General features: G+C 63.6%; 10 protein-coding genes. 7 read left to right on the forward strand and 3 right to left on the reverse strand.

What is annotated here, in order from left to right; genetic code table 11:
- Positions 1-49 precede the first annotated feature (49 nt).
- Positions 50-949 carry a LysR family transcriptional regulator gene (locus H3H45_RS18910; protein WP_182835245.1) on the reverse strand — a complete coding sequence of 300 codons (900 nt, stop codon included), beginning with the start codon at positions 947-949 and terminating at the stop codon, positions 50-52.
- A gap of 128 nt (positions 950-1,077) precedes the next feature.
- Between H3H45_RS18910 and H3H45_RS18915 the strand changes: the two genes are divergently transcribed.
- Positions 1,078-1,908, forward strand: a complete 831-nt coding sequence (locus tag H3H45_RS18915) for an oxidoreductase (RefSeq protein WP_182835246.1) — start codon at positions 1,078-1,080, stop codon at positions 1,906-1,908.
- A gap of 198 nt (positions 1,909-2,106) precedes the next feature.
- Here the strand turns inward: H3H45_RS18915 and H3H45_RS18920 are convergent, their stop codons facing one another.
- Positions 2,107-2,520 carry an HPF/RaiA family ribosome-associated protein gene (locus H3H45_RS18920; protein ID WP_182835247.1) on the reverse strand — a complete coding sequence of 138 codons (414 nt, stop codon included), beginning with the start codon at positions 2,518-2,520 and terminating at the stop codon, positions 2,107-2,109.
- Between the two features lie 309 nt (positions 2,521-2,829).
- Entirely contained in the window at positions 2,830-3,246 is a 417-nt protein-coding gene (locus H3H45_RS18925) for a MerR family transcriptional regulator (protein ID WP_182835248.1), read from the reverse strand.
- A 78-nt stretch (positions 3,247-3,324) separates the two neighbouring features.
- On the opposite strand from H3H45_RS18925, the gene H3H45_RS18930 reads away from it, so the two are divergent.
- The 6 genes from H3H45_RS18930 to H3H45_RS18955 all read left to right on the forward strand — a co-directional run bounded on the left by H3H45_RS18930 (position 3,325) and on the right by H3H45_RS18955 (position 11,672).
- Positions 3,325-4,554, forward strand: coding sequence for an NADH:flavin oxidoreductase/NADH oxidase family protein (locus tag H3H45_RS18930; RefSeq protein ID WP_182835249.1), 1,230 nt, complete (start codon positions 3,325-3,327; stop codon positions 4,552-4,554).
- Positions 4,555-4,774: 220 nt separating this feature from the next.
- Positions 4,775-7,606, forward strand: a complete 2,832-nt coding sequence (locus H3H45_RS18935) for a valine--tRNA ligase (protein ID WP_182835250.1) — start codon at positions 4,775-4,777, stop codon at positions 7,604-7,606.
- A 244-nt stretch (positions 7,607-7,850) separates the two neighbouring features.
- Positions 7,851-9,206, forward strand: a complete 1,356-nt coding sequence (nhaD, locus tag H3H45_RS18940; protein WP_182835251.1) for a sodium:proton antiporter NhaD — start codon at positions 7,851-7,853, stop codon at positions 9,204-9,206.
- A 2-nt stretch (positions 9,207-9,208) separates the two neighbouring features.
- Positions 9,209-9,514, forward strand: a complete 306-nt coding sequence (locus tag H3H45_RS18945; protein ID WP_182835293.1) for a winged helix-turn-helix domain-containing protein — start codon at positions 9,209-9,211, stop codon at positions 9,512-9,514.
- 284 nt (positions 9,515-9,798) lie between these two features.
- Complete coding sequence (locus H3H45_RS18950) at positions 9,799-10,761, forward strand: YbgA family protein (RefSeq protein WP_182835252.1); 963 nt, start codon at positions 9,799-9,801, stop codon at positions 10,759-10,761.
- The gene (locus H3H45_RS18955; protein WP_182835253.1) at positions 10,758-11,672 is read left to right on the forward strand and encodes a MerR family transcriptional regulator; all 915 of its coding nucleotides are present in this window, start codon (positions 10,758-10,760) and stop codon (positions 11,670-11,672) included. Before H3H45_RS18950 ends, H3H45_RS18955 begins: the two co-directional genes overlap by 4 nt.
- Positions 11,673-11,675 lie beyond the last annotated feature (3 nt).

Raw genomic sequence — 11,675 nt, forward strand, 5'->3', positions numbered from 1 at the left:
AGAACTCCGGCTCTGGCCAACCGGGTGCCTGGCCTGCAATACGTGCAGCTCAGGCAGCCGCTCCGGTGCTGCGCACGAATTCGATGAACGCTCTGAGCGCAGCCGGCACCTGGCGACGGCTCGGGTAGTAGAGGTGCAGTCCCGGATAGAAGGGGCACCAGTCATCCAGCACTTGCAGCAAGCGACCATCGGCAATCTGCTCGGCGACCATGTCCGCAAAGACGTAGGCGAGACCACAGCCATGCAGAGCCGGCCCAACCATCAGACCGACTTCGTCCAGGGTCAGTGGACCGTCCACCTCGATCTCCTGGACAATTCCGGCCCGTTCGAACTCCCAGCGATACAGCGCGCCACTGGGGAAGCGGTGGCGGATGCAGGGCAGTCCGTGAAGGTCCTGGGGTTTCTGTGGCATGGGATGGCGCTGGAAGAATGCTGGTGAGCCGACCACCACCGAGCGCATGTATGGGCCGATGGGCAAGGACACCATATCGGCCTCCAGGCGCTCCCCGAAACGCACGCCCGCATCGAAACCGGCAGACACCACGTCCACGAGCGCGTCATTGACGCATACCTCGATCCTTACATCCGTATAGATATCGAGGAATCGCTCGACCAACGGCAGCAGCACCAGTTGTACAGCGGGGCGGCCAGCATTGATCCGAAGGGTTCCTGACGGGGTATCGCGGAACTGATTGAGGTCCTCCAGCGCATCGTCAATATCGCGGAAGGCAGGCTTGACCCTTGTATACAGTCGTGCGCCTGCCTCGGTCAGAGCCACGCTGCGCGTGGTGCGATTGAACAGCCTGACGCCCAGACGCTGCTCCAGGCTACGCAAGGCATGGCTGAGAGCAGATGGTGACAAGTCCAGTTCGATCGCAGCGCGACTGAAACTCAGGTGCCTGGCGATACACAGGAAGATGGCAAGATCAGCGGCAGAGACTGATTTCATTTGTGAATTTCACTCAATAACTCATCAAATTTTATTGGGATTATCACACTAATAACCAAGCTCTAGAGTGACATCAACCCATCGAGATAACCCGGCACGGTGCAGGGTTGCAGAGAGGAGGAGTTGATATGCGTACTTGGTTGATTACTGGTGCTTCCCGTGGCTTTGGTGCCTTGATTGCAAAACAGGCTCTGCTGTCTGGGGATGCGGTGATTGCAACTGCCCGCAACCCTGCCGATATAGCTGCCCGTTTGGGCGAACACCCGAATCTGCTGGCCGTCCGCCTGGACGTTACCCGCGAGAGCGAGGCGCTGGAGGCCGTAGCAGCGGGCCTCAAGCACTTTGGTCGTATTGATGTACTGGTCAACAACGCCGGCTATGGTCTGCTGGGTGCTGTGGAGGAAACCAGCGCTGCTGAAGCCGAGCGCCTGTTCGCCACCAATGTATTCGGCCTGCTCAACGTGACTCGTGCCGTGCTGCCACAGATGCGTCGGCAACGAAGCGGACACGTGATCAATATCTCCTCCATCGGCGGCTATCAGGCTTACCTGGGCTGGGGCGTCTACGGGGCAACCAAGTTTGCCGTGGAAGGGATCAGCGAGGCACTGTCACAGGAACTGGCTCCGCTAGGGATTCATTCCACCGTGGTCGAACCAGGTTTCTTCCGCACCGATTTCCTCGATGAGCAGTCGCTGGTAAAGACCGCCCTGGAGTTGCCCGACTACGAGGAAACCGTAGGGGCCATGCGACGCTTCGCCCAAGGAGCCAATCATGCTCAGCCGGGTAACCCAGCCAAATTGGCAGAAGCCATCATGGCTTTGGTCGACGCGGCCAACCCGCCTCAGCGCCTACCGCTAGGCAGCGATACAGTTGCGCGCATCGAAGCGAAGCATCTACTCGTGAACGCGGAGCTGGCCCAGTGGAAAGACCTGGCATTGTCCACCGACTTTGTTGCCTGACACACAAGCCCTTCTTGGCTGAAGCCGTCGGTTAACACCAGCGCGCACTTGCCATGTGACCGCGGAACCTCGATCGCGCAGTACGCCGATAACACCTGTAACTGAAGCGCAGAAAAACGAAAAACCGCCCAATCGGGCGGTTTTTTTATTGCGGATTACTGGGCTCACTCACCTCGCAGCGAGGAGACGATTCATCATCTAGCCGCGGTCCAGCTCTTCCTGCTTGGCCAGGAATTCTTCCTCCAGCAAGGCATCGGTAAGGATCACTTCGCCGGGTTCGCCGATGCGTCCGGTGGAAACCACCTTGGTTTCCAGACGGCCGGACAAGTGTTCCAGGGCGTGACGCATTTTCTCCACGGCACCATCCACGGCGATGCCCATTTCATCGGACTTGTGGGTGACGGAGATAGGTTGATGACCTTTCGGGCGGGCCTCGATGTGGCAGCGCTTGTCGTCGGCACCTGCCTTGTGTGCGTTGTCATCGCTGATATGGACGACCACTCGGGTGAGGAACTCGTCGAAGTGATCGAGTTTGTCCAAGACGGCGGAGCTGACCCACTCCTGAAGCCGAGCACTGCCTTCAATCTGGTTCGTGTGAACTTGAACTTGCATAGGGCTTCCTCGTTTTACTGGGGTGTTGTTTCGAGGTACTGCGACTGCAAAGGTTCAGGCTGTGTGACACATCTCCCATGGTGGCGCCTGCTGCTGCAAGGGCTTACAGCGAAAAGGTCTGCGCGTTAGCGAACGGCTCGACTGCCCCTCTCCCCCTGCTCTGCCACAACACATCGAAGCAGCCCTGGCACTCGGGCCAAGGCTGGTTGAATTCAGTCCTTGGCTAAGTCTTACTACAGTCGCGCCGGTCAGGCAAACGCGGCGTATTCATAAAGCCCCCCGAGACTGTGTCGACAGTTTGCCGGCGCCCTACTCGCCCGATCGCGCGTCCCGCAGATTGGCCAGTACCCGCTCGGCGTTTTCCGCACACTGCATGCCTAGCGGCTTGCTCTCGATGCTGGCGATGATGCTCAGCAGTTGCGTCTTGTTCTGCGCCAGGCGCTGCTGCATGGCCTCAATCTCGCCGACCTTGCGCTGCAAGCTGGACAGCAGTTCGTCGTGGGCCCAACCCTGCTGTTCGCTGCCCGGTAGCAAGCGGCGGATTTCTTCCAGGCTGAAACCGGACTGCTGGGCGCAGGCAATGAGGCCGAGGGTCTGCACCGCCTGTTCCGGATAGCTGCGGTAGCCGTTGGCCTGGCGCTGGGCGGCAATCAGCCCGCTGGCCTCGTAGAAACGGATACGCGACGGGGCCAGGCCGGTGCGCGCGGCCAGTTCACCGATTTTCATTTTGTCTGCTCCAAGCTATTGACCTTGAAGTTGACTTTAACCTTAGGCTTACTCCACCTGCTACCCCCGGAGTCCGCCATGACCGCCTTCCAACCACTGCAACTGCCCAACGGTACCGTCATCCCCAACCGCATCGCCAAGGCGGCGATGGAAGAAAACCTGGCCGACGCCAGCCAGGGCCCGTCCGCCGAGCTGCTGCGCCTTTACCAGGCCTGGGCCGCAGGCGGCGCCGGGCTGTTGCTGACCGGCAACGTGATGGTCGATCGTCACGCCATGACCGGCCCCGGCGGCGTGGTGCTGGAAGACGAACGCCAGCTGGACAAGTTTCGCGAGTGGGCGCGCATCGGCCGCGCCCAGGGCGCGCAGTTCTGGATGCAGATCAACCACCCCGGCCGGCAGATGCAGGCCAACCTCGGCCAGCAAACCGTCGCGCCCTCAGCGGTGGCCCTGGAGCTGGGCGGCCTGTCGAAGATGTTCCCCGTGCCCAAGGCACTCAGCGACGAAGAAATCGGCGGACTGATCCAGCGCTTCGCGCGCACCGCGCAACTGGCCGAACAGGCCGGCTTCAGCGGTGTGCAAATCCACGCCGCGCACGGTTACCTGCTCAGTCAGTTCCTCTCGCCCATCAGCAACAAGCGCACGGACAGCTGGGGCGGTCCGCTGGAGAACCGCGCGCGCCTGCTGCTGGAGGTGGTCAAGGCGGTGCGCGCCATGGTGGCGCCGAGCTTCTGCGTGGCGGTCAAGCTCAACTCGGCAGACTTCCAGCGCGGCGGCTTCGACGGCGCCGACGCCAAGCGCGTGGTGCAGATGCTCGGCGAGTTGCCGGTCGATCTGGTCGAGCTGTCTGGCGGCAGCTACGAGGCGCCGGCCATGCAGGGTGATGCCCGCGACGGCCGCACCCTGGCGCGCGAGGCCTACTTCCTCGAATTCGCCGGGGAGATCGCCGCCGTGGCGAAGATGCCGCTGATGGTCACTGGCGGCATCCGCCGCCTGCCGGTGGTCGAGCAGGTGCTGGCCAGCGGCGTGGCCATGGCCGGCATCGCCACCGCCCTGGCCATCGAGCCAAACCTGCCGCGCCGCTGGCAGGCCGGCGAGCGGCAAATTAGCGCCGAGTTGGCGCCGATCCGCTGGAAGCACAAGGCCCTGGCCTCGCTGGCCTACATGGCCATGGTGAAGTTCCAGATGCGCCGACTCAGCCGTGGAGGCCGGCCCAAGCCGAACGTGTCGCCGCTACGCGCCTTGCTCGCGGAACAACTGAAAACCGCACGCCGTACCCGCCTGTACAAGCGCCTGATGGCTGCTGGCTAAGCAGCTTGGCGATTATTCCAGGCCCTGCACCCACGGGATCGGGCTGCGCTGCCATAGGGGTGCGCCGTGCGCATACCCGGCAGCGCCGCCATCTGCCAGCCTGAAAGCCCGATCAACACCCGCCGTGCGCCTCTCGTAGCGCCGGCCTTTGGCCGCCTGGCCTTTGCCGTTATACTTGTCGGCTTTCCCGCTCAGTTGCCAATACGGTCCCGCCGCACCCATGGACAAGACCTACCAGCCCCACGCCATCGAAACTTCCTGGTACCAGACCTGGGAGCAGAACAACTACTTCGCCCCGCAAGGTTCCGGCGAGCCCTACACCATCATGATCCCGCCGCCGAACGTCACCGGCAGCCTGCACATGGGCCATGGCTTCAACAACTCGATCATGGACTGCCTGATCCGCTTCCGTCGCATGCAGGGCCGCAATACCCTGTGGCAGCCGGGCACCGACCACGCAGGTATCGCCACGCAGATGGTGGTCGAGCGCCAGCTGGCCGCCGACGGCATCGGCCGTCACGACCTGGGCCGCGAGAAGTTCCTGGAGAAGGTCTGGGAATGGAAGGAACAGTCCGGCGGCACCATCACCCGGCAGATCCGTCGCCTGGGTAGCTCGGTGGACTGGTCGCGCGAGCGCTTCACCATGGACGAAGGTCTGTCCGAAGCCGTTAAAGAAGCCTTCGTGCGCCTGCATAACGATGGCCTGATCTACCGCGGCAAGCGCCTGGTCAACTGGGACACCAAGTTCCACACCGCCATCTCCGACCTCGAAGTGGAAAACCACGACGAGAAGGGCCACCTGTGGAACCTGCGTTATCCGCTGGCCGACGGCAACAAGACCGCCGACGGCAAGGATTACCTGATCGTCGCCACCACTCGCCCGGAAACCATGCTCGGCGACGCCGCCGTGGCCGTGCACCCAGAAGACGAGCGCTATAAAGCCCTGATAGGCACCTTCGTCGAGCTGCCCCTGGTGGGCCGCCGCATCCCGATCATCGCCGACGATTACTGCGACCCCGAGTTCGGCACCGGCTGCGTGAAGATCACCCCGGCCCACGACTTCAACGACTATGAAGTCGGCAAGCGCCACAACCTGCCGCTGCTGAATATCTTCGACAAAGACGCCAAGGTTCTCGCCAAGGCCCAGGTGTTCAACATCGACGGCAGCGTCAACAGCCAGCTCGACGGCAGCCTGCCGGCCGAATACGCCGGCCTCGACCGCTTCGTCGCCCGTAAGCAGATAGTCGCCGCCTTCGAGGCCGCCGGTCTGCTGGAAAGCATCGACGACCACGCCCTGAAAGTGCCGAAAGGCGACCGCTCCGGCACCGTGATCGAGCCGTGGCTGACCGACCAGTGGTACGTCTCCACCAAGCCGCTGGCCGAGAAGGCCATCGCCGTGGTCGAGAGTGGCGAGATCCAGTTCGTGCCCAAGCAGTACGAGAACATGTACTTCAGCTGGATGCGTGACATCCAGGACTGGTGCATCAGCCGTCAGCTCTGGTGGGGCCACCGCATCCCGGCCTGGTACGACGATGCTGGCAACGTCTATGTCGGCCGTGACGAGGCGGAAGTGCGCGCCAAGCACAACCTCGGCGACGCCAACCTGCGCCAGGACGAAGACGTGCTCGACACCTGGTTCAGCTCAGGCCTGTGGACCTTCTCCACCCTCGGCTGGCCGCAGCAGACCCCGGAACTCAAGACCTTCCACCCCACCGACGTGCTGGTCACCGGTTTCGACATCATCTTCTTCTGGGTCGCCCGGATGATCATGCTGTCCACCCACCTGACCGGGCAGATCCCGTTCAAGACCGTGTACGTGCACGGCCTGGTGCGCGACGGCCAGGGCCAGAAGATGTCCAAATCCAAGGGTAACGTGCTCGACCCACTGGATATCGTCGACGGCATCACCCTCGACGAGCTGCTGGAAAAACGCACCACCGGCCTGATGCAGCCCAAGCTCGCCGAGAAGATCGCCAAGCAGACCCGCGCCGAGTTCCCCGACGGCATTGCCGCCTACGGCACCGACGCCCTGCGCTTCACCAACCTGGCGCTGGCCTCCACCGGTCGCGACATCAAGTTCGACATGGGCCGCGTCGAGGGTTACCGCAACTTCTGCAACAAGCTGTGGAACGCCGCCAACTTCGTCCTCGAGAACACCGATGGCCAGGACACCGGCATCAATGGTGAAACGGTCGAGCTGTCCTCGGTGGACCGCTGGATCATCTCCGCCCTGCAGCGCTGCGAGCAGGACGTCACCCGCCACCTCGACGCCTTCCGCTTCGACATGGCAGCCCAGGCCCTCTACGAGTTCATCTGGGACGAGTACTGCGCCTGGTACCTGGAACTGGTCAAGCCGGTGCTGTGGGACGAAAACGCGCCAATCGAGCGCCAGCGCGGCACCCGCCGCACACTGATCCGCGTGCTGGAAGTGATCCTGCGCCTGGCTCACCCGTTCATGCCGTTCATCACCGAAGAAATTTGGCAGCGCATCAAGGCGCAATCAGGTGTCAGCGGCGACACCATCATGCTGCAGGCCTGGCCGGTGGCGAACGAGAGCCGCATCGACGCCGCCGCCGAAGGCGACATCGAGTGGGTCAAGCAGCTGATGCTCGGCGTGCGGCAGATCCGTGGTGAGATGAAGATCTCCATGGCCAAGCGCATCGACATCATCGTCGCCAACGCCAGCGCCGAAGACCTGCGTCGCCTGAATGACAACGCGCCGCTGCTGAACAAGCTGGCCAAGCTGGAGTCGGTTCGCGTGCTGGCTGCCGGCGAAGAAGCGCCGATGTCCGCCACCGCCCTGGTCGGCGAGATGCAAGTGCTGGTGCCGATGGCCGGCTTGATCGACAAGGACGCCGAACTGGCACGCCTGGACAAGGAAATCCAGCGCCTCTCCGGTGAAGTGCAGCGCGTCGGCGGCAAGTTGAGCAACGAAGGCTTCGTCGCCAAGGCGCCGGCCGAGGTGCTCGACAAGGAGCGCGCCAAACTGGCCGAAGCCGAACAGGCGCTGGCCAAGCTGGTCGAGCAGCGCGAGAAGATCGCCAACCTGTAACGCAGCCGCACCCTGAACAAGGCCCGCCGTCGTCAGACCGCGGGCCTTTTTCTTGCGCGGACGGCAGCCTGCGCGTTGTCGCTCGGATTAGCGTCATTCGCCGCTAAAGCAGCTTGTACCTCCAATGTTCGGCGCAGCCGCCCTGGCGACGGCGTTCCAGAGCGGGTGCCGGCCTCTTTCCGCTGGCGGTACGATCAGGCATGCTCGCGGGCCACCCATAACTACAACAACAAGGGAATCGTCCATGTACGTACTGATGGCCCTGATCTTCGTCGCCGGCTACCTGTGCATAGCCCTGGAACACCCCCTCAAGATCGACAAGGCAGCCTCGGCCATCCTCACCGCAGTGTTCTGCTGGACCGTGCTGGTGCTGGGTGCCGAGAGCATCCTGCCGGCACTGGAAAGTGCTGGCAGTCACGGCATCAGCACCGAACTGCGCCATCACCTGGGCGAGATCTCCGAGATCCTGTTCTTCCTCATGGGCGCCATGACCATCGTCGAGCTGATCGATGCCCACGACGGTTTCAAGGTCATCACCGAACGCATCCGTACCAACAAGCGCGTGCAGCTACTGTGGCTGATCGGCTTTATCACCTTCTTCCTCTCCGCCGTGCTGGACAATCTGACCACCACCATCGTCATGGTCTCGCTGCTGCGCAAGCTGATTGACGACCGCCGCGAGCGCTGGTTCTACGCCGGTATCGTGGTGATTGCCGCCAACGCCGGTGGTGCCTGGTCGCCGATCGGTGACGTGACCACCACCATGTTGTGGATCGGTAACCAGATCAGCGCCGGTGGCATCATCACCGAGCTGTTCGTGCCCAGCCTGGTCTGCCTGCTGGTACCACTGCTGGTTCTCAGTTTCACCATGAAGGGCGAGTTCGAGCGGCCGGCGGCAAGCGCCAACGACGACGATCAGCGCGACCCGACCACCCCGTTCGAGCGCAACCTGGTGTTCATCCTCGGCATCGGCGCCCTGCTGTTCGTCCCGGTATTCAAGACCGTCACCCACCTGCCACCGTATATGGGCATCCTGTTCGGCCTCGGCGTGCTGTGGGTGGTCACCGAGCTGCTGCACCGTGGCAAGAATGACGAAGACCGCCACCCGCTGTCGGTGGTCGGCGTGCTGCGCAAGATCGACACCACCAGCGTGCTGTTCTTCCTCGGCATCCTCCTCGCCGTGTCCAGCCTGGCCACCGCCGGCCACCTGACTCAGGTCGCCAGCGCCCTCAAGGACAGCCTGGGCAACGTCTACGCCATCAACATCGCCATCGGCCTGCTGTCCTCGGTGGTCGACAACGTGCCGCTGGTGGCCGGGGCAATGAAGATGTACCCACTGGTCAGCCCCGAAACCCTGGCCGCCGCCGGCAGCGAAGCCGGCTGGCTGGGCAATTTCGTTGTCGATGGCACCTTCTGGGAATTGCTCGCCTACTGCGCCGGCACCGGTGGTAGCTGCCTGATCATCGGCTCGGCGGCTGGTGTGGCGGCCATGGGCATGGAGAAGATCGACTTCATCTGGTATTTGAAAAAGATCAGCGGGCTGGCCCTGCTCGGCTACCTGGCCGGCGCCGCCACCTATATCGGGATGGCTAGCCTGTGAGTATGCCAAGCGCGGAAGCGAGCAAGACCCGCACCAGCTTCTACCGCCGCCTGTACGTGGCCTGGCTGATCGACAGCGGCAGCGCCACCACGGTACCGGCGCTGATGGCCGCCACCGGCATGCCTCGGCGCACCGCCCAGGACACCCTGGCGGCGCTGGCCGAGCTCGATATCGACTGCGTCTTCAGCCAGCACGACGGCGAGCGCAATAACGCCGGCCACTACGAAATCCGTGCCTGGGGGCCGATCGACCGGGCCTGGGTCGCTGCCCACCTGACACAGATCCGGAGCCTGCTCGGCTATCCCTGAGCCCCGCCAGGCAATCCTGCTGCCGCGCCATAGTGCCGGGTGCAGGATTGTTTCTACCCCTCTGCCACCAGTGGCAGAGGGGTACTGGCGAGACCAACCCCACCGCGACACCACTCCCCCCGCCTGCCGACAACCACCGCTCACAGGGCGCCTTGTCACGCCCGGTAAAATGTATCGATACAAAAGCTGTACAAGCCCTTTGCATTTGTACAATACAACTCCTATGATGACCAAAGCCTGTACAAACACAAAAACATGTACAACTAATTCATCAGAGGCCTGCCATGCAGCACACTAACGGCGACAAGCTAAAACTCGGCATCAGCGCCTGTCTGCTCGGCGCCGAGGTGCGTTTCAACGGTGGGCACAAGGAGTCGCGCCTGTGTAGCCGCACCCTGGCCGAGCACTTCGACTTCGTCCCGGTCTGCCCGGAAGTGGCCATCGGCCTGGGCACCCCGCGTGAGCCGATCCGCCTGGTCGGCGATCCACAAGCGCCGCGCGCACTCGGCACGGTGCACCGCGAGCGCGATGTCACCGACGCGCTGAGCGACTACGGCACGCGCATGGCGGGCGAGCTGCACGACATCAGTGGCTATATCGTCATGCAGAAGTCGCCCTCTTGCGGCTTGGAACGGGTCAAGGTCTACCTGGAAAACGGCTACCCCGCCGAAGGCGGCGGCACCGGCCTGTATACCGCAGCCTTCTGCCGTCTGCGCCCGGATCTGCCGGTCGAGGAAGACGGCCGCCTGAATGACCCGGTGCTGCGCGAGAACTTCATCACCCGTGTCTACGCCTACGCCGAATGGCAACGCCTGCTGGCCAACGGCCTGACCCGCCGCGCCATCACCGACTTCCACGCCCGCTACAAGTACCAGCTGATGGCGAGCAACCCGCTGCAGTACAAGGCCCTCGGCCGCCTGCTCGGCGAGCTCGGCCAGCATGACCCGGCCGAACTGGGCCCGTGCTATTTCAGCCAGCTGATGGCGGCATTGAAGAAATGTGCCACCCGACGCACCCACAGCAATGTCCTGCAGCACCTGTGCGGCTACCTGAAGCAGGCCCTCGGCAGCCCGGAAAAGGCCGAAATGCAGGCACTGATCGACCAGTACCGCAGTGGCATCGTGCCGCTGGTGGTGCCGCTGACCCTGCTCAAGCACCACTTCCGCCAGCACCCGCACCCGTACATCGCGCGCCAGGCCTACCTGCAGCCGCACCCGGAAAACCTCAGCCTGCGCAACGCCCTATGAGCCAGCCCGACGACTACCAGGCCGCCCTCGCCCAGGGCTACCTGCCAATCCGCGAAGTGGCGCGCAGCACCGGGGTCAACCCGGTTACCCTGCGCGCCTGGGAACGCCGCTACGGTCTGGTGGTGCCCTACCGCACGCCCAAGGGCCATCGCCTGTACTCCCAGGATCATGTCGCGCGCATCCAGGCCATCCTCACTTGGCTGGCGCGTGGCGTGGCGGTCGGCCAGGTCAAGGAACTGCTCGAACAACGCGTGCCGGCCAGCGCCGCCGGCAGCAACCTGTGGGATGAGCTGCGCCAGGCCATGCTGCAAAGCATCGAGCGCCAGGCCGAACGCCAGCTCGACGAACACTTCAACCGCGCCCTCGCGCTCTACCCACCGCATACCCTGTGCCAGCAACTGCTGCTACCGCTGCTCGAAGATCTGGATCAGCGCTGGCACGGTGCGCCGTTCGGCGCGCAACTGCAGCGGGTGTTCTTCCATTCCTGGCTGCGCAGCAAGCTCGGCGCTCGCCTGTACCACCACAACCGCCAGCAGCACGGAGCGCCGCTGCTGCTGGTCAACCTGTCCAGCCTGCCGCTGGAGCCAAACCTGTGGCTGTGCGCCTGGCTGGCCAGCAGCGCCGGTTGCCCGGTAGAGGTGTATGACTGGCCCATGCCGCTGGCTGAGCTGGCCATCGCCGTCGACAACATCACGCCACGTGCCCTGCTGCTGTATGCCAGCCAAGCCCTGGATGCCGCGCAGATCCGCCGCGAGCTGCCTAGGCTCAATAGCGCCTGTGCCGTGCCGCTGCTGCTGGCCGGCCCAGCCGCGCAGATCCACGCCGATGAGCTGCACAACCTGCCGGGCCTGCACCTGGCCACCGGGCCCATGGCCGCTGACCGCCTGCTGCACCAGCAGCAACTGCTGTGAAGG

The organism is Aquipseudomonas guryensis, from assembly GCF_014164785.1.
Classification (GTDB): Bacteria; Pseudomonadota; Gammaproteobacteria; order Pseudomonadales; family Pseudomonadaceae; genus Aquipseudomonas; species Aquipseudomonas guryensis.

Bases quoted from the DNA above. Each gene is read 5' to 3' on its own strand.
- H3H45_RS18945 (WP_182835293.1), top strand. From the start codon at position 9,209: ATGCCAAGCGCGGAAGCGAGCAAGACCCGCACCAGCTTCTACCGCCGC.
- H3H45_RS18930 (WP_182835249.1), top strand. From the start codon at position 3,325: ATGACCGCCTTCCAACCACTGCAACTGCCCAACGGTACCGTCATCCCC.
- H3H45_RS18910 (WP_182835245.1), bottom strand. From the start codon at position 949: ATGAAATCAGTCTCTGCCGCTGATCTTGCCATCTTCCTGTGTATCGCC.
- nhaD (WP_182835251.1), top strand. From the start codon at position 7,851: ATGTACGTACTGATGGCCCTGATCTTCGTCGCCGGCTACCTGTGCATA.
- H3H45_RS18920 (WP_182835247.1), bottom strand. From the start codon at position 2,520: ATGCAAGTTCAAGTTCACACGAACCAGATTGAAGGCAGTGCTCGGCTT.
- H3H45_RS18955 (WP_182835253.1), top strand. From the start codon at position 10,758: ATGAGCCAGCCCGACGACTACCAGGCCGCCCTCGCCCAGGGCTACCTG.
- H3H45_RS18950 (WP_182835252.1), top strand. From the start codon at position 9,799: ATGCAGCACACTAACGGCGACAAGCTAAAACTCGGCATCAGCGCCTGT.
- H3H45_RS18925 (WP_182835248.1), bottom strand. From the start codon at position 3,246: ATGAAAATCGGTGAACTGGCCGCGCGCACCGGCCTGGCCCCGTCGCGT.
- H3H45_RS18915 (WP_182835246.1), top strand. From the start codon at position 1,078: ATGCGTACTTGGTTGATTACTGGTGCTTCCCGTGGCTTTGGTGCCTTG.
- H3H45_RS18935 (WP_182835250.1), top strand. From the start codon at position 4,775: ATGGACAAGACCTACCAGCCCCACGCCATCGAAACTTCCTGGTACCAG.